The sequence below is a fragment of the Flavobacterium maritimum genome, assembly GCF_040049085.1.
Taxonomy (GTDB): Bacteria; Bacteroidota; Bacteroidia; order Flavobacteriales; family Flavobacteriaceae; genus Flavobacterium; species Flavobacterium maritimum.
Window position 1 is genome coordinate 326,267 of sequence record NZ_JBDLZY010000001.1, and the last position, 18,750, is coordinate 345,016.

Genomic DNA, 18,750 nt, shown 5'->3' on the forward strand with positions numbered 1-18,750 from the left:
ACTATTTGCTGTTTTTCTTTATTATTTCTTGCGCTAAGTGCAGGTAATTGATAGCACCTTTACTTGTAGCGTCAAAATTTATAATACTTTCGCCAAAACTCGGCGCTTCACTTAATTTTACATTTCTTTGGATAATAGTTTCAAAAACCATGTCGTTAAAATGTTTTTGAACCTCTTCCACCACTTGGTTTGACAAACGCAATCTGGAGTCAAACATGGTTAATAACAATCCTTCGATGTCTAATTCCGGATTATGGATTTTTTGAATACTTTTTATAGTATTCAATAATTTACCTAAACCTTCCAATGCAAAATATTCGCATTGAATAGGAATCACTACTGAATCAGCAGCAGTTAAAGCATTCAGTGTAAGTAAACCAAGAGAAGGTGCGCAATCGATAATGATATAATCATACTCTTCTTTGACACTTTCTAATGCTTTTTTAAGCATATACTCTCTGTTTTCTTTGTCGACCAATTCGATTTCTATCGCAACAAGGTCAATATGTGCCGGAATTACAGAAACATTTGGAGAGGTGCACCCTATGGTAGCTTCCTGTGGAGTGTGACTGTGCTCCAGAATTTGATAAGTGCCAATTTCAACAGTTTCTACATCAATACCTAGTCCTGATGTGGCATTTGCTTGAGGATCAGCGTCTATTAGTAATACTTTTTTCTCTAAAACACCTAAGGAAGCCGCAAGATTTATAGACGTAGTAGTCTTTCCAACGCCGCCTTTCTGATTCGCAATCGCTATGATTTTGCCCATTTATTTTTCTGAATTTTGAACGGTAAAAATACAATTAATTATCGTTTTTGAAAATCTATTTTGTTAACATTTGTTAAAGACTGATTAGTTGCCAATTGATGGATTGGTGTTTTTTGACTCAGGTATTGTTTTCAGTAGCTTGTTCCAACTGTCCGTTTCAAGTTCTTGTCCTAAACCTTTTTTTCTATTGTCATAAAAGGAGCTTCCTATGGTCGCTCTTTTATGTCAGGAAAAAATAGGTTGCAAGACAGCGAAGCTTTCCACTGCCATTCGGGCTAGGGGAGTTGGGGAGTCAATTAAATTTAGTTTAAATATTCAATTCAGATTACCAAAACAGAATTTCCAATTGGCTTCGAGAGTAGTTTAAATAAAAAAATCCCTTTTGCAGAGCAAAAAGGATTTTTTGTCGGGGTGGCAGGATTCGAACCTGCGGCCTCCTGCTCCCAAAGCAGGCGCGATAACCGAGCTACGCTACACCCCGTAAGCGAGTGCAAATATAAAACTAATTTTGAGTTTTGCAAGTGATATTTTTAAATAGAATGCTATTATTTTCAAATAGCTAAAAATGATATTTTTTTAAGCGTATTTTTTTATTAAAAAACTACATTTGTAACTTCAAAAATGAAATAAAAAAGTACTATGTCTGATACAATAGAAAAAATAAAATGCCTTATTATAGGGTCTGGTCCTGCGGGATATACCGCTGCTATTTATGCTGCCAGAGCAAACATGAATCCTGTTTTGTACCAAGGGATGCAACCAGGTGGTCAATTGACAACAACGAATGAAGTAGAAAATTTCCCAGGATATGTTGATGGTGTTACAGGACCAGAAATGATGGTTCAATTGCAAGCGCAAGCACAACGTTTTGGTGCAGATGTGCGTGATGGTTGGGCTACCAAAGTTGATTTTTCCGGAGATGTTCATAAAGTTTGGATCAATGATAGTATCGAATTGCATTGTGAAACCGTTATTATTTCGACAGGCGCCTCTGCTAAATATTTAGGTCTGCCTTCAGAGCAACATTATTTAAAAATGGGTGGTGGAGTATCTGCTTGTGCGGTTTGCGACGGTTTTTTCTACAGAAATCAGGAAGTGGTTATTGTGGGTGCCGGAGATTCAGCATGTGAAGAAGCTCATTATTTATCGAAACTGTGCAAGAAAGTGACAATGTTAGTGCGAAGCGAAAAATTCAGAGCTTCAAAAATCATGGAAGAGCGCGTGCGCAAAACTGAAAACATCACTATTTTGATGAATCACGATACAGTTGAAGTTATTGGAGATGAGCAAGTGGTTTCTGCTGTAAAAGCAAAAAACAAAACGACAGGAGAGATCTTTGATATTCCAGCTACCGGTTTCTTCGTGGCTATTGGTCACAAACCTAATACAGATATTTTTAAAGAGTACCTTGCATTAGACGAAACAGGATATATTGTTAATGTACCTGGAAGTTCTAAAACAAATGTGAATGGTGTTTTTGTGGCCGGCGATGCTGCAGACCATGTGTATCGTCAGGCGATAACGGCTGCAGGAACAGGTTGTATGGCTGCTCTTGATGCCGAAAGATATTTGGCTGCTAAAGAATAATAGAAGGTTAATTCTTTTCAATAAAAAAGTCCCAAATTTGGGACTTTTTCTTTATAATTATTTTAATTTTTTGAGCAATTTCGCTTCACCACTAAAACTGCGTATTTCTATTTTTGGCGCTCCGGAAAGTTGTATTTCTGACTTGTCTGCAGCTTGCAAAACCAAAGTTGTTTCGGCAAAAATACTACAACTGGTATAGCCTTCAGCGGTGACATCAGCATTTTTTATGGTTAATTTATTTCCGACCAAAACCGAATTATTATCCAGACGAATAATAGCATTGGTGGCACTGCCTTCTATTGCAGCATTTGATTTTTGATATAAATCACATTTTAGGTCAGTAGTTGTAACCAAAGTTTTTAGAATAGCATTTTTACTCAATTCAATGGTGGCATTCTCTGATTTTAAATTGAGTTCAATTTTTGATTTGTCATTCGCCTGCAATATGAAATTTTTTGAATTGACATTCAAATACAATTTAGAATAGTCAAGGGGTTTAAACGTTATCTCGTTTAATTGAATTTCCTGAATGGCATTGACAATAGATTCGTTTTTAGATGTTACTAAAGTCAAATTGTTCGTGTACGTAATTCTTACAATTAGTTTTTTATAATTTACTGCCAGTTTTGACGTATATACACGAAGAATACCGTCTCTTAATTCAAGGGAAATTATGTCATGGAGATTATCGTCGGCTTCAATTTTTATTTCATTTTTCTCTCCTTTTTCCAAATAGACTTCAATATTGTCCTCCACCTCGATAGTACTAAAATTGCCAATTTCTTTTGGCTCAATAGTTACGGTTTTGGAACCTTTTATTTTTTCTTTATTTTGGGATACAACTACTGTGGCTGATAAAAGGAATAAAAATAGTATAGCGTATTTTTTCATTTCTGTATAGATTAGGAGAGCTACAAATATAAAAAAATCATCCACTTTTGATGAATGATTTATTTAGTTTTTTGAAGAATCAGATTTTTTATTCGTGATTAATATTTCCTCCTGAATTGGAGTTTTTTCGGATTGATTTTGGGTTCGTATTGTAATTGATGTTTCCACCGCTCGATGCATCGGCATCTAAACTCACTATAGGATGGACTTCTATTGTACTTCCGCTGGAGGCATCGGCAATCACTTCATTTGCTAATAAATCTTTTGCCTCGATATGGCTTCCGCTGGATGCGCTGGTCGTTAGTTTTAGTGCCATCCCTTTAGCGATAATGCTGCTTCCGCTGCTGGAATCACAATTGATATCGTCTGCTTCAAGGTTTACATCTATATCTGCAGCGCTGGAAGAATTCAAACTGATATTTTTTCCTTTAAGGGTTCCAATGCTTTTTATTGTCGAAGCGCTAGTAGCTTCCAATTCTTCAATAATAGGCATTTTTACAGTCACTTTTTTTGAACTTATATCTCTGAAAGAATTGTATTCGCAAGCAATAATTAATTTTCCGTTCTCAACTTTTGTTGTGATTGCATTTTGCAAATTATCGTCGGCTTCTACAATAATCTCGATCTTGTCAGATTGTTCAATAACCAAATCAATGGCATTATTTACTTCAACACTTTTGAAATCACCCTGAACAATTCTTTTTTCGGTGGTGATATTACCGCTTCCTTCGATTGATCGACTGTTTATGGAATGGTTGCATGAGGCAAATAACAAAGCCGTCAAGGCAATAACAATTAACTTCGTAATTAATGTGATAACTTTTATCATGGCTATTTTTTTATTTTGGTTGAATAATATCTCCAGTTGTAATAGTACCCGTTTTTATTTCCTTCTTAGTGGAACCAAGAATTAAATAATAATTATTGAAATAGGAAGGTAAGCCCTCGGATTCATGTCCTATGGCATTTCTGATTTCAAAATGTAAATGCGGGAAAAACGAACTTCCCGATGTTCCGATTAAACCAATTTCCTGACCTTTTTTTATTTTATCACCAACTTTAAGGGCGATTGAACTTTTGTTTTTTAAATGCCCATAGAGGCTATAGACATTTTCATTATGTTTGATTACAATATAATTTCCATACAAAACTAAAGGATTGTTCTTTAAAGAAGGAATGTCAAAAGTTTTATCATCTTTCTGATTCGTTTCTAAAGCTACAATTTCTCCATCGGCAACAGCCAAAACCTTGTTTGCAAAACCATACCAATCGGTGTTGTTTTCCCCTTTGTTTGAATATCGGTTCCCTTCTGAGTCCAAAACTACAAAATCATAAGCATATCGCATAAAATTTCCTGTAAATCCAAGCTCTTTAATGAAACTGAATTCATAGTTAAACCGTCTGTGATGCGAATAAAAATCATGACCGTCATAAACCAAAAAGTTATTTTTTAATGGTAAATTAAAATCTTGCAGTTGGCTGTAATTTTTTGGGATAACTACATTTTTAACTTCAATGCTGTCGTTAAAAGTGAATGTATATTCCAGTTTTTCTGTTACGGCATGCACCTCAGTAAATGGATTGAACAGCAATTCTTTTGAAACACCATTCCATTTAATTGTTGGAATGGTGTTGATGCTTGGTGCAGTGCCATTGTTGTCTAAGAACTTTTGTTGAATAAGTCTGTTGTCTTTGTCGAAAAGAGATACTTCCAAACGCGTTAGTTTTAAACTGTCCTTGGAGTTGTTTTCAACAATAAAATCAAAATTCAAACTGTATTGATTATTGATGGTTTCTTTTAAAGGATTTTCTGGTCTGTGTTCAATTGTAATGTTACTTTGTGCATTTCCAATCAATCCTGCTAATCCGCAAAGGGTTCCAAAAAACGTTTCTCTGATAAAATGAATAGCTTTCATTTTTTAGTTACTTAGTTTTAATGATAATACCGTCTTTGTTTATTTTTAATTCTTGAATGTTGTTTTTTGAAGAAATAATAGTGTCATTTTTTACAGAAACTCCGTCTTCGTTGATAGTAACTGAGGTTTCAGTTTCATCATTCTCAACATCATCATATTCGTTCTCATCAGCTGGGCAATTCAAACATTTAATTTGAGAACTTTCTACTTTATAAATGTAGTTGTCAGAACTGTAGTGTAAATTGAAAAAAGAATCGTCTGAATCATCATAATTTTGGATAGAAGCATCTGGTTTCAATAAAGTCCCTTCAGGCAAGTATAAAAAGATTTCCACTTCTTGATCACGAAATTTATTACTCATTTCAGTCAATAAGTAATTGTCTAAAATCAGTTGATTTCCTTCAATTTTAATGGCATATTTTATTTTCTCAGCTCTTTGTTTTGCATCCTGAAATGATTTTCCTCTAGCCAATTTTTCGATTTGTACAAAAGGCATTTTCTCATCTGTATGCAAAACTTGGAATCGTACATTATTTGAATAAATCAATTGGTTGTTGGCTGAATCTTGGACAAATTTAAAACTTTCTCTGTCATCAATATCTTTGGTGTAATATTCATTGTATCTGAATTTTATTTTCAAAGTATCATTTGGCTTCAGATTGATGGTTTCTTTTTGAACAGTTTTTCCCTCATAAGCCACTTCTGAAGCTTGCTTTACACCAATTGAAATTAAGATTGCAATAGCGATAATCCAAAGTGCTAGTAAGGTATATTTTGCAATGTTTCCTATCGATTTTAAGTTTGGCGTCAATAATTTAAAGCCTAGTAAGATTAGGAAAAAGAACGGAATTCCAACAGCAAAGAACATCAACAGACCAAAAGACCAAATAGGATAATCAGTAAAATTTCCTGCTTCAATAAAACTTTGCCATGGCACATCAATAAAATCTGATGATCCTAGAGTGAAAACACCAATCAATAATGAGATCAACACGAAGAAACCGGAGATAATTAAAATCACACCAAGGAATTTAGCGAAAATTTTGAAAACAGTCATGATGAAGTCTCCAAAAGAGCTTCCTATTTTTCCAGCACCTGTTTTTATCTGATTACCAAATTTATCATAATCAGCATTTTTTATCTTTCCTGATACATTTTCAAATTCCTCACGAACTTTTTTTTCGATGTTCGAGATATTAACAGGCTCTCCTGTCATTTCTAGTTTTTCGGATGTTGTAATAGCTTCCGGAGTTACAATCCAAAGAATGATGTATGCTAGAATACCAGTTCCAAATCCAGCAAAAACTAATAGTAAAAGCGTAATTCGGATCCAAACTGCATCAATTCCAAAATAGTGACCTAAACCGGCAGCAACACCACCAATCATTCCTTTTTCTCTATCACGGTACAGTTTTTTAGTTCTTCTTGCGCCAGTGTCAGTATAGGTTTTTGGACCATTCAAATCGTCTTCAATGATGTAGTCTTCAGGTTGTCCCATTACAGCAATTACTTCATCCACATCTTTTAATCCAATGACGTGTTTGTCGCTTTTTTGCTTTTCATTCAATAGTTCTGAAACACGCATTTCAATGTCTTTGATGATTTCGTCATGTCCTGATGAATTTGACAATGAGCGCTTTATTGCATCAAAATAACGAGTTAATTTTTGGTATGCATCTTCATCTATATGAAAGAACATACCGCCTAAGTTTATATTTACAGTTTTGTTCATGACTTTTATTTTTGGTTGGTTATTAGATTTACGGCATTTGATAATTCAGTCCAAGTGCCATTAAGTTCGTTTAAAAAAGTTTGTCCTATTTCGGTTAATCCATAATACTTTCTAGGTGGTCCTGATGTTGATTCTTCCCAGCGATAGTTAAGTAATCCGTCGTTTTTTAATCGGGTAAGCAGCGGATAAATCGTTCCCTCCACGACTAATAATTTAGCGTTTTTCAAAGTGTCTAATATTTCCGAAGTGTAGGCATCTTTCTCTTTTAAAACAGATAGGATGCAAAACTCGAGAACACCTTTTCGCATCTGAGCTTTTGTGTTTTCAATGTTCATAATTCTTTTTTTTGATTTTTTTGTTGATTAAACTATTCATTTTTTGATTGATGATTTTTTTTTGAAGCTATTTACTGCTTTCCACTTTATCTTTACTTGCTTATAAGGAAGAAAGTAAAGGATGCAGTTGCAATCAGGGCTAGCTTGTGTACTCTATCTACTCTTGTGTACTCTATCTACTTTTGTCTCTTTGTTACCCTTTTTTTCTATTTAAGAAAAGGAATTGTTAAGGGATATTCATATTTTTCACCATTAGAAGCTTTTATTGAAGCATAGATGATTAAGAAAAATTCTGCTATCTTCAGGAGGAAAAACATAAAAACGGCCATTAATCCTACTGTGATGATCCCTACATTATCTCCAAAACTAAAATCATTTAAAACAAAATCATGATGATTATTCCATTCATGAAAAGGAATGTTTTTAAAAATGGTGAAAATTAAAATTGGAATTGCAATCAGGGCCAATACTAAAGAATACACCAACAGACTCAATTGGAAATTCAATGTTTGTTTTCCATGATGATTCACAAATTCAGATTTGTCTTTATTGGTACTCCAAATTATTATTGGAAAAATATAATTTCCAAACGGAATTATATATTGACTTAAGGCACTCAAATGAGTGAATGTGGCGGTGTTTTTTTCAGTAGTTGTTTCCATGATTAAAAGTATATAGTAATTTCTTATGCAAATATATGTCCAAAAGACAGTATCTTGTATCACATAGTACCAAATATTAACAAAATATTAACAAAAATTATTTATATGTATGCATAGTATTTTTTTGTATTTTAGCAAAAAAACCAGCAATAATGAAACTTACAGTCTCTAAACTCAATCAGTTTTTGTTCTTTAAATTACCGTCGGCATTTATTTGTGGTGTTAGGGTAAAAGAAATTGACGAAAACAAATGTGTGGTAACAGTGAAACACCGTTGGATTAACCAGAATCCATTTAATTCCATGTATTTTGCGGTGCAGGCTATGGCAGCAGAGTTATCAACAGGGGCTTTAGTAATGTATCAAATTCAAAAAAGCGGCAGAAAAATATCCATGTTGGTGGCTAATAATAAAGGGAATTTTACCAAAAAAGCTACAGGCAGAATTACTTTTGTGTGTAATGATGGGCATTTGATAGCCGAAGCGATTCAAAGAACTATTGCTAATGGAGAAGGACAAACATTTTGGATGAAATCTATCGGGACAGACGAAAAAGGAGTACAAGTATCCGAAATGGATTTTGAATGGAGTGTTCGGGTTAAATAAATACACGCTTAAGCATTTATTTTAAAATTATATAAACAAAAAGACGCCCCTTATTATAGGGGCGTCTTTTGTTTGTTTATTGAACCGGTTAACAATTTAGCTTAACACTTTTTTCCCGATGCTTTGGTTTCTTTATCGCATTTTTTTCCTTCTGCCTTGCATTTTGCTTTGCATTTTTCAATTTCGGCAGCACTCATTTTTTTAGCTTCCTTTTTGCTACAGCAACTTTCTTTCTTTTCTTGATTATTTGCAGCAGTTTTTGTTTCCTGTGCACTGATGTTTATCGTAAACAAAACCAAGGCTAGAACGGTAAGTATTTTTTTCATTTTTGTATAGTTAAAATTGTTTTTTCTTTTTAAGTTGAATTAATTCATCAAATATAAAAAGAATAATTAAGACCAATTTTAAAATTAGGGTTAATATTTACTTAATTGAGAATCAGTTTTCTCATCAGAGATTGTTTATTTGATAATTATTTTTTTACTGAAATCTCCATTAGAAGTTTTTAATTTCACAACATAAACTCCGGAACTTACATTCTTGATCGGAATTTGTATTCTGGTTTGTTCCTCATTTTCAATATCCCAATTTGAGATAGCTTGTCCCAATAGATTATACAGGCCTACATCTTCTATTGTTGTATCAGGGATATTGTTTTGGATAATTAAAACTTTATAATTATTGGAGTATAAAACGATAATTCCATCATTTGTATTATTCTCATTAATAGAAAGGGTCTTACCGGTAAATCGCAATGAAAAACGGTTGCGGTATTCACCTGTGGAAAGAGTAGTTTTGAAATCACTGTTTTTGATGTCATGATACATTCCGGTTACGTTATCATACAAATAGATTTCGATTGTTCCGGAAATGTTTTCTAAACTAATAATTCTAATAGTTATTTCCTCGTCCTTTGCCAATGTCAGCCCTAAAGGAATCTGCTGATCTATATCAAAATTTGGAATCGCCTGAATCACAAATTTGCCACTATTAATTTCCCAATATATTTTATTTCCTTCCACTTCCAGCATCGGAGCATCGTATCCAATATCAAAAAAATTGGTGGTGTTACTATCGGCTCCTACTAATATTTGTCTGTTTGTGCCAGAAGTAGCGGTAAGATTTAGTCTTATTTTAGGCCGGGTATCCTCCTGTGAATTTTCCTTTTTTGAAGAAGTATTTGTTTTCATAAATAATGAATTTCCAGAACTTTCTCGTACAAATGCTCGCTGGCTATTTTTGAAATTTAAAGTTCCTCCATCTATAGTAGCCACTGTTCCTAAAATAGAAGGGGCAGTTCCAGCATCAATCAAAAAGCCTTGTGCCACGGCTATATATCTTTCTGGTATTTTTGTTCCCTTACTACCGTCATTTATATTCAAAGAATTGTTGGCTACAGCTACAACACCACCCATTAAAGTGTATGTTGCATACCCACCTACATATTCGGCATGGTAGTGTGACCCTCCACCAAATTGATCCCAAAAATAAAGAGCGCCATTAAATACATTACTCGTTCCTCTGCAGCCAGAGCAATCTTTAAGATTATCTTTTATGAACTCATCGGCATCAAGTGCAGAAGGATACGGGTTTCCTATTAAATAGGTTTGCTCTAAAGGTAAAAATAATGGAATTGTTCCAGAGTTAGGTTTTCCAACGAAAACATAATTTTGGGTTGAAGTAAAATCAATAATCCCTGTTGTTCCTTTCATGATATATCCTTCTCCAATTTTTAAAACTCCGGTACTTCCAATTCTTTTCCACAAGTAATAATCATCCCAGTCAGTATTCGATTCGGGTGTTGGCGAATTATAACTGTGTATCCAGCGATTACTTATGCTTATTGGAATTGTTAATCCTCCATCAGCAAAAGTACCACCATCTCCAAAAGTGATTTGGAGAGGGGCAAATGGAGTTGTCGTAACATCTGTACCGTCTCTCAGAACACCACTAATGGAATAATTAGTACCATTTGTACTAACAGGGGAGGACCAATAATTATAGTTAAAACTGCTTTTTTGACCTTGCTGGTCTATCAAAAGTTTTCCTGAGCCGCTGCTAGGATTTGGATTAATGCCGTTTTGAATTAATTGCGCTTCACCAGTTAAACGTAAATCACCACTTAGCAACGATAATGTATTTGAAACTGTTAATTCAAAGGTATTTACTACGCTAATCCCTTTGGCTCCATTAGAATTATTTGTAACTAGATTATAAAATGTTTCGTTGGTTTTAATTCCTGCATTTATGGTTTGAACCTGATCTAAGGTTGCGCCATTAAAAGTTACTGTTCCTATTCCGGGAACAAAAGAACCTCTGTTTATCCAGTTGCGGCTGATGTGTAAATCAGAAGTAGAAAGGGCTGTCATAGTAACAGAAGCACCAGTCGCAATGATTAAATCTTGTGCACTTGCAATGTTTCCATAAGCTGCAGCAAAGGGAGAGTTTGCGGGGTCAATAACAGGCATTCGAAGGCTTAAGGAACCGATTACAGCATTAACAGTACTTGAAGGTAATCCTCCTGCCCAGTTAAGGCAATCAAACCAATCGGTGCTTACCAGACCAGTCCATAAGCCCGGGATTCCGTTTAGAACTGTTACTGTTGCTGATCCTGTTATGTCTGTCGGACTTGCAGAGCATTGTGCATCACCCATAGAAGTAAGCGTATAGGTCTTGTCTGCTGTAACATTAGTAACACTGAATATATATGGATTAGTACTGGTGGTAACAGTTGTTGGAGTTGTACCATCGGTATATGTTAAATTCCAAGGCGGTGTCCCCGTTAATGCTATGCTGAAAGTAGCTGTTCCGCCACTGCATATTGTTTGTATCGGGCCTATTGCTGCGGTAGGTTTTGGATTAACATTTATCGTTACTGTTTGTGGTGTTCCGACACATCCATTGGCAGTTGGTGTAACCGTATAAACTGCTGTTCCTGACAATCCATTAATAGCGGTTAAAGTATGAGCAATAGTAGCACCTGCTCCTGCACTGGCCCCCGTTACATTCGTTTGTACTACGGTCCATGTAAATGTTGTTCCAAGGGTGCTAAATGTAGTTGGAACAATAATTGGTTCACCCGAGCAAACTGTGGCGGTAGTAAGGCTTACAGTTGGTTTTGGATTTACCGTTACAGTTACTGTTTTTGTAGGTCCAACGCAACCTTTTGCTGTTGGGGTAATGGTATAAACTGCTGTTCCTGGTGCTGTTCCTGTTGCAGTAAGTGTTTGAGCAATCGCATTACCATTCCCTGCGATAGCTCCTGATACATTTGTTTGAACCACTGTCCATGCAAAGGTAGTACCTGTTTCGCTACTTGAGAGCGGAACATTACTGGTTTCTCCGGAACATATTGTTGTGTCTGCTGCCGTTACGACTGGTTTTTGATTTACCGTTACCGTAACATAGGTTGTTCCTTCGGGACCAAAGCTGGTACAGCCATTAAGTCTTGATGTCACGGCATAAGTTGTGGTTACTGTTGGTGTTACGGTTACAGTTGCTGAAGTGCTTATAACGAGATTAGTTGATGCATCGACCCATTCTGTTGTTAAGTTTACAGGAACATCCGGGATCAAAATGTTATCAATAGCCCATGAGCTTCCTACTGTTCCATGATAATTAAAACGAACTCTTAAATTTGAAAGTCCTAAATATTGATTTAAATCGAGATTTATAACGGTACTCAGATTATATGGTTGTTGGGTGCTAGGCCCATTATATTGCGCCAAAACAATATTGTAACTGCTGCCACCATCTACTGAAAGTTCAACCGTTGCATATGCACCTGCCAAAAGATTATAAGAATGGTTAAATTGTAAGCTCGCATTTGTGAGTCCTAAGGTATTAAAAAGTGGAGTCTCTAAAGTAGAATTATAATTACCATTTGCAATGGCAAATTTATTATTTGAAGTATAGTTTACACCGGAATAGGTTCCCCCATTAGTTGCACTTAATTGGAATGGTCCTGGGAAAGTATTACTGGCTCCTGCACTCAAACATGTTTTACAACTGCTATCTACAGTCCAATTTGCCGGATTTGAGTTTCCAAAATCACCTCCAGGCTCAATATATTGGCTGGTTGCATAACCACTTTGTGAGAAAAGAACAGAAGATTCTCCTGCACATATGGTTGCGGGTGTCGCCGTAACGGGACTAGGTTTAATGTTCGGAATCACATTAATCATTGATGAAGTTGAGAAAACTGCTACGCAATTCGGTCCATTTTGTATAACAGCTCTGTATATCGTTGTAGCTAGTATTTCAGGGTATTGGTAAGTTGGATTAGTGTTGGCTATAGGAACCCATGAAGCACCTCCCGTTGTTGAGGATTCCCATCTGATTATTGTACCTGTGTAACCGCTTAAATATAAAGTGCCAGTGGCTTTGTGGCATACTGTGGTCGTTTTTTCAACAGGCAATACATTAGGTTGTGAAATAGTAACTGCGCCTCCTACAGATGCCGCTTCAACTAAAACAGTTGCGTTTATCGGTGTTCCAGGACAACCATTTGCCGTTGGTGTGATCGTAAAAGTTACCGTAATAGCGACATTTGTTGTATTGGTCAAACTTCCGACTATGTTTCCACTTCCGCTGGCTGCAATTCCAGTTACAGTGCCGGTATTGTCTCTTGTCCAATTGAAAGTAGTTCCAGCTACATTTCCTGAAAGTCCTATTGTTAAGGCATTGGTGGAACATATTGTCTGTGTTGCTGGAGTTGGAATGGCATTAGGCGCTGGATTAACGGTTATCGTAAAAGTTTTAGTAGATCCGCTGCAATCGACACTTCCGTTATTGAAAGTTGGTGTAACAACAATCGTTGCGACAACAGGAGTTGTTCCTGTATTGATGGCTGTAAAGGCAGGAATGTTTCCATTTCCAGATGTAGCCAGTCCGATTGAAGCAGTATTGTTCGTCCAGGAATAGGAGGTTATTCCTCCAGAATTTGCAGTGGCAAAAGTTACGGCAGATGTTAGGCCTGCGTTACAAACCACCTGAGGAGTTGGCTGGTTTACCTGTGCTGTTGGATTGACGGTTATCGTAAAAGTTTTAGTCAATCCGCTACAATTGACACTTCCGTTATTGAAAGTTGGTGTAACAACAATCGTTGCGACAACAGGAGTTGTTCCTGTATTGATGGCTGTAAAGGCAGGGATGTTTCCATTTCCAGATGCAGTCAGTCCGATTGAAGCAGTGTTGTTAGTCCAGGAATAGGAGGTTGTTCCTCCAGAATTTGCAGTGGCAAAAGTTACGGCCGATGTCAGACCTGCGTTGCAAACCACCTGAGGAGTCGGTTGGTTAACCTGTGCTGTTGGATTAACTGTTATCGTAAAAGTTTTAGTAGATCCGCTGCAATCGACACTTCCGTTATTGAAAGTTGGTGTAACAATAATCGTTGCGACAATCGGAGTTGTTCCTGTATTGATGGCTGTAAAGGCGGGAATGTTTCCGCTTCCAGACGCAGCCAATCCGATTGAAGCAGTATTGTTCGTCCAGGAATAGGAAGTTGTTCCTCCAGAATTTGCAGTGCCAAAAGTTACGGCAGAGGTTAGGCCTGCGTTACAAACCACCTGAGGAGTCGGTTGGTTTACCTGTGCTGTTGGATTAACGGTTATCGTAAAAGTTTTAGTAGATCCGCTGCAATCGATACTTCCGTTATTGAAAGTTGGTGTAACAACAATCGTCGCGACAATTGGAGTTGTTCCTGTATTGATTGCTGTAAAGGCAGGAATGTTTCCGTTTCCAGATGCAGCCAATCCGATTGAAGCAGTATTATTAGTCCAGGAATAGGATGTTGTTCCTCCAGAATTTGCAGTGGCAAAAGTTACGGCAGATGTTAGGCCGGTGTTGCAAACCACCTGAGGAGTCGGCTGGTTTACCTGTGCTGTTGGATTAACGGTTATCGTAAAAGTTTTAGTTGATCCGCTGCAATCGACACTTCCGTTATTGAAAGTTGGTGTAACAATAATGGTGGCAACAATCGGAGTTGTTCCTGTATTGATGGCTGTAAAGGCGGGAATGTTTCCATTTCCAGATGCAGCCAATCCGATTGAAGCAGTATTATTAGTCCAGGAATAGGATGTTGTTCCCCCTGAATTTGCAGTGGCAAAAGTTACGGCAGATGTTAGGCCGGTGTTGCAAACCACCTGAGGAGTCGGTTGGTTTACCTGTGCTGTTGGATTAACGAGAATTGCTGCTGTTATGGGAGTTCCCGGACAATTATTTGCTATTGGAGTGATTGTAAAAGTTATAGTTACAGGCACATTCGTAGTATTAGTAAGACTTCCGCTGATGTCTCCGCTTCCGTTGTCGGCAATTCCAGTTACAGTTCCGGTATTGTTTCTTGTCCAATTGAAAATAGTTCCAGCTACATTTCCGGATAGCACCATTGTTGTTATGGTACTGCCTGAGCATATCGTTTGCGATGCATTTGTGGCAACAGCATTTGGTTTTGGATTTACAATTAACTCTGATGATTTTGTTTCAGTAAAACAGCCGTTGTTTACAATACAATTGTAATCAGAATCTGCATCACTAATACTTACAGGGTTGATGGTTAAAGTAGCAGTGTTTACTCCTGAAATATTTCCTCCATTACCTAAGGCTACGGCACCTTTATACCACTGGTAGGATAGAGATCCAACTGTAGCTCCTACCGAAAAGCTAACTGAATTTCCTTCACATATAGTTTGAGTAACCGCAGGAGGAGTAATAATTATAGGACCTTGATTAACATTCAGAATCGAATTATTTGAAACCACAGGATTACATGGGCTGGTTCCACTAACTACACAATGATATGTTGCTCCATCAGCTAAAACTAAAGGAGTAATAGTTAATGTCGCAGAATTTACTCCTGAAATTGAACCTCCGTCTGCCAACTCTGTTGCTCCTTTGTACCACTGATACGCCAGTCCATCACCAGTAGCGGCTACAGTTATTGTAGCGGTATTTCCTTCGCAGAAAATTTGAGAAGCGATAGGTTGGCTGCTAACGACTACTTTTTCGTATACAGTTATACTTGCGGACTCAGAAGTAACGGGGCAGGTTGCGCCATTAAGCACGACATCGAATGTGGCGCTGTTTTCTGTCTTAGCAGGATTGGTTATCGTTAACGTAGCAGTGTTAACACCGCTGTATGGAGCAGCATTTGTTAGATTTATTCCGTTTTTTCTCCATTGATAAGTGGTAGTTCCTGTTGCAGAAACACTAAAAGTTGTGGTTCCATTTGTACAAACAGTAGCTGCTGCAGGTTCACTGGTAATGACTGGCAACGAATTTACCACAATTGCATAATTAGAGGAAACAATACCATTGCCACAAGAGTTTACACCATAAACGGTTAGATTTCCTGAGGTAGCATTACCATCGAATGTTATCGTCACTGTATTTGTTGTTCCTGAAATTGTAGCACCAGTTCCTGAATATGTCCAAAAGTAACTGCTTGCATTTGTAATTGCAGGAACTGTATATGAGACAGAAGCCTGACTTTGACAAACAGAAGAAGTACCTGTAATAGTTCCCGCGGCAATTGGTAAAGGATTGACAGTGATAGGATAATTTGCAGATATAATACCATTTCCACATGCGTTAATCCCATAGACGCTAAGGTTTCCTGAGGTAGCGTTGGTCGCGAATGTTATTGAAATAGTATCTGTTGTCCCTGTAATTGTAGCTCCAGTACCAGAATATGACCAGGCATAACTTGTTGCATTTGTTATCGCTGGAACTGAATATGATACCGAAGCTTCACCCTGACATACGGAAGAGGTTCCTGTGATAATTCCAGCGTTGACAGGTAACGGATTAACGGTCATAGCAATTGCATTAGAGGTAGCAGGGTTTCCCGTTAAACAGGGTGTTGCATTTGATGTTAATTCACAAGTAACGATGTCTCCATTTGCTAATGCAGCATTGGTATATGTAGTAGCATTTGACCCAACATTTGTTCCGTTCAACTTCCATTGATAAGACGGGCTTGTACCACCATTTGTAGGGGTTGCAGTGAATGTAACTGAAGTCCCAATACAAATAGGATTTGCAGATGCGCCAATGTTTACACTTGCCGGCAAATTTGGATTTACCGTCATAGTAATTGCATTAGAAGTAGCAGGATTTCCGGTTAAACAAGGTGTAGCATTTGATGTCAATACGCAGGTAACAATGTCTCCATTTGCTAAAGCAGCATTGGTGTATGTTGTTGCATTTGATCCAACATTTGTACCGTTCAATTTCCATTGATATGCAGGGGTTGTTCCTCCATTTGTGGGAGTTGCTGTAAAAGTTACTGAAGTTCCGTTGCAAATCGTATTTACTGATTCTAAAATGCTTATGCTCGCTGGTAAGATGGGATTGACAATCATTGTCACTTCATTAGATAAAGCAGGGCTTCCGGTTGCACAAGTAGCATTTGATGTCAATACGCAGGTAACGACATCTCCATTTGCTAATGTAGTATTGGTGTATGTTGCTGCATTTGATCCAACATTTGCTCCATTCAATTTCCATTGGTAAGTCGGACTTGTTCCTCCATTTACAGGCGTGGCGGTGAAAGTAACTGAAGTTCCATCGCAAATCGTATTTACGGATTCAGAAATGCTTATGCTGGCCGGTAAATTTGGATTCACAATCATTGTAACCGCATTTGATGTAGCTGGGCTTCCAGTCAAACATGGTGAAGCATTAGATGTCAATTCACAGGTAATAATGTCTCCATTTGCTAAAGCAGCATTGGTATATGTAGTAGCATTTGATCCAACATTTGTTCCGTTCAATTTCCATTGATAGGAGGGAGATGTTCCTCCGTTTGTGGGAGTTGCAGTAAATGTAACTGAAGTGCCATCACAAATTGGGTTTGCAGATGCAGCAACGCTTATACTTGCCGGTAAAACGGGATTGACAGTCATTGTCAATTCATTGGATGTGGCTGGGTTTCCGGTTACACAAGTAGCATTTGAAGTTAAAACGCAAGTTACTTTGTCACCGTTTGCTAAAGATGCATTAGTGTATGTAGTGGTATTTGAACCAACATTTGTCCCGTTCAATTTCCATTGATAAGACGGAGTTGTTCCTCCGTTTGTAGGAGTTGCTGTAAATGTCACTGAAGTGCCATTACAAATTGGGTTTGCAGATGCGACGATGCCTACACTTGCCGGCAAATTTGGGTTAACAGTAAAGCTAGATACACTAGTGGAAGTTCCTGAAGCCGTAGTAACGGATATAGTTCCAGTTGTTGCGGTTCCAGGTAATATAGCAGTAATTTGAGTATTGCTATTTACAGTATATGTAGCTGCTATACCATTAAAATTAACAGCAGTTGCACCATTAAAATAGTTTCCAGTTATGACAACTGAACTACTTGAACTTATACAAGCATTGGTTGGACTGAAACTAGTTATTGTCGGGGCAGGGGTATAGTATATTGTGATTTGTATATAATCAACGTAAGCAATTCTATTAGCATCTGTCAACGCAGAAAGGACTACACCAAAATTAGTATTATTGATATCAGTTGCTGTCCAAGTTGTTCCCCATAAATCTGTTGGTCCGCCATAATTCTCTACGGTCATTGCGGTAGGCCAAAGAGTTGTAGTGTTAGCATGGTTAGCGCCAATAATTGTTCCGTTTTTAACTAATAAAACTGAGGCATCAGTTATACCTTTGGCCCCACTAATGGAGCTACTTTGACGCATAATTGAAACGGAGATACCATTTATTATTACACCAGAAGGAATGGTAAAACCATAATTAGTTCCTTGTAAATATTGAGTGGTTTGTCCTGTTGATAAAGTAGATATAGAATACAATGCGTCATCAATAGAAATATTAGTTGGACTGCTCCAAGCAGTTGTTCCTGTTGCTGTATTATTTGTTCCTGTTGCTGCATTATTTGGTCCAGAGACCTGCGCGTTCGCATTACTGCTAAATAAAATGCAACTTAAAAATATCAAAAGCAAATAATATGTTTTTGATACTTCTACTATTGAGGATGCTTTTATGTGGAATTTAAAGTAATTTTTTTTCATAATCGGGGGCGCTTTAGAATCAAATATTTAAAATCTTTGAAATATGTAATGCTTATGAAATACTAAGACAAATTTTATTTTATAAATAATGGTTGTCCTAGAAGTATTATTTGTATTAAAAGAGATTAATTTATTAGGAATCATTTTTCTCTTTAAAATGCATTTAGCAAAAAAAAATTTTAATTTCTATTTATGGCAACAACTCTTTGTAATATAAATTCTACTTAACTC

Annotated in this window: 11 protein-coding genes and 1 tRNA gene; 2 read left to right on the forward strand and 10 right to left on the reverse strand. The window is 36.9% G+C overall.

From position 1 onward, the window contains the following. Position 1: 1 nt before the first annotated feature. Positions 2-769, reverse strand: coding sequence for a ParA family protein (locus ABEB23_RS01440; protein WP_348810595.1), 768 nt, complete (start codon positions 767-769; stop codon positions 2-4). A gap of 406 nt (positions 770-1,175) precedes the next feature. Continuing rightward, positions 1,176-1,250: transfer RNA gene (locus ABEB23_RS01445), tRNA-Pro, on the reverse strand. 158 nt (positions 1,251-1,408) lie between these two features. Between ABEB23_RS01445 and trxB the strand changes: the two genes are divergently transcribed. Further along, positions 1,409-2,356 (forward strand): thioredoxin-disulfide reductase, encoded by a 948-nt coding sequence (gene trxB / locus ABEB23_RS01450; protein ID WP_348810596.1) that lies wholly within the window; start codon positions 1,409-1,411, stop codon positions 2,354-2,356. Between the two features lie 57 nt (positions 2,357-2,413). Here trxB and ABEB23_RS01455 read toward each other — a convergent pair whose 3' ends face one another. The 6 genes from ABEB23_RS01455 to ABEB23_RS01480 form a co-directional block, all read right to left on the reverse strand. Next, complete coding sequence (locus ABEB23_RS01455) at positions 2,414-3,247, reverse strand: GIN domain-containing protein (protein ID WP_348810597.1); 834 nt, start codon at positions 3,245-3,247, stop codon at positions 2,414-2,416. Between the two features lie 88 nt (positions 3,248-3,335). Beyond that, positions 3,336-4,076, reverse strand: coding sequence for a head GIN domain-containing protein (locus tag ABEB23_RS01460; RefSeq protein WP_348810598.1), 741 nt, complete (start codon positions 4,074-4,076; stop codon positions 3,336-3,338). Between the two features lie 10 nt (positions 4,077-4,086). Next, positions 4,087-5,163, reverse strand: coding sequence for a M23 family metallopeptidase (locus ABEB23_RS01465; RefSeq protein WP_348810599.1), 1,077 nt, complete (start codon positions 5,161-5,163; stop codon positions 4,087-4,089). Positions 5,164-5,170: 7 nt separating this feature from the next. Further along, entirely contained in the window at positions 5,171-6,895 is a 1,725-nt protein-coding gene (locus ABEB23_RS01470) for a PspC domain-containing protein (RefSeq protein WP_348810600.1), read from the reverse strand. A 5-nt stretch (positions 6,896-6,900) separates the two neighbouring features. Further along, positions 6,901-7,230 carry a PadR family transcriptional regulator gene (locus ABEB23_RS01475; RefSeq protein ID WP_348810601.1) on the reverse strand — a complete coding sequence of 110 codons (330 nt, stop codon included), beginning with the start codon at positions 7,228-7,230 and terminating at the stop codon, positions 6,901-6,903. Between the two features lie 206 nt (positions 7,231-7,436). After that, positions 7,437-7,892 carry a DUF4870 domain-containing protein gene (locus ABEB23_RS01480; protein WP_348810602.1) on the reverse strand — a complete coding sequence of 152 codons (456 nt, stop codon included), beginning with the start codon at positions 7,890-7,892 and terminating at the stop codon, positions 7,437-7,439. Positions 7,893-8,044: 152 nt separating this feature from the next. On the opposite strand from ABEB23_RS01480, the gene ABEB23_RS01485 reads away from it, so the two are divergent. Then, a complete protein-coding gene (locus ABEB23_RS01485) occupies positions 8,045-8,497 on the forward strand; it encodes a DUF4442 domain-containing protein (RefSeq protein ID WP_348810603.1) in 453 nt (150 codons plus the stop codon). A gap of 101 nt (positions 8,498-8,598) precedes the next feature. Here ABEB23_RS01485 and ABEB23_RS01490 read toward each other — a convergent pair whose 3' ends face one another. After that, complete coding sequence (locus ABEB23_RS01490) at positions 8,599-8,823, reverse strand: hypothetical protein (protein WP_348810604.1); 225 nt, start codon at positions 8,821-8,823, stop codon at positions 8,599-8,601. A 135-nt stretch (positions 8,824-8,958) separates the two neighbouring features. Beyond that, positions 8,959-18,519, reverse strand: coding sequence for a DUF8693 domain-containing protein (locus tag ABEB23_RS01495; RefSeq protein WP_348810605.1), 9,561 nt, complete (start codon positions 18,517-18,519; stop codon positions 8,959-8,961). Between the last annotated feature and the right edge of the window lie 231 nt (positions 18,520-18,750).

Bases quoted from the DNA above. Each gene is read 5' to 3' on its own strand.
- ABEB23_RS01485 (WP_348810603.1), top strand. From the start codon at position 8,045: ATGAAACTTACAGTCTCTAAACTCAATCAGTTTTTGTTCTTTAAATTA.
- trxB (WP_348810596.1), top strand. From the start codon at position 1,409: ATGTCTGATACAATAGAAAAAATAAAATGCCTTATTATAGGGTCTGGT.
- ABEB23_RS01460 (WP_348810598.1), bottom strand. From the start codon at position 4,076: ATGATAAAAGTTATCACATTAATTACGAAGTTAATTGTTATTGCCTTG.
- ABEB23_RS01480 (WP_348810602.1), bottom strand. From the start codon at position 7,892: ATGGAAACAACTACTGAAAAAAACACCGCCACATTCACTCATTTGAGT.
- ABEB23_RS01490 (WP_348810604.1), bottom strand. From the start codon at position 8,823: ATGAAAAAAATACTTACCGTTCTAGCCTTGGTTTTGTTTACGATAAAC.
- ABEB23_RS01475 (WP_348810601.1), bottom strand. From the start codon at position 7,230: ATGAACATTGAAAACACAAAAGCTCAGATGCGAAAAGGTGTTCTCGAG.
- ABEB23_RS01440 (WP_348810595.1), bottom strand. From the start codon at position 769: ATGGGCAAAATCATAGCGATTGCGAATCAGAAAGGCGGCGTTGGAAAG.
- ABEB23_RS01470 (WP_348810600.1), bottom strand. From the start codon at position 6,895: ATGAACAAAACTGTAAATATAAACTTAGGCGGTATGTTCTTTCATATA.
- ABEB23_RS01495 (WP_348810605.1), bottom strand. From the start codon at position 18,519: ATGAAAAAAAATTACTTTAAATTCCACATAAAAGCATCCTCAATAGTA.
- ABEB23_RS01455 (WP_348810597.1), bottom strand. From the start codon at position 3,247: ATGAAAAAATACGCTATACTATTTTTATTCCTTTTATCAGCCACAGTA.
- ABEB23_RS01465 (WP_348810599.1), bottom strand. From the start codon at position 5,163: ATGAAAGCTATTCATTTTATCAGAGAAACGTTTTTTGGAACCCTTTGC.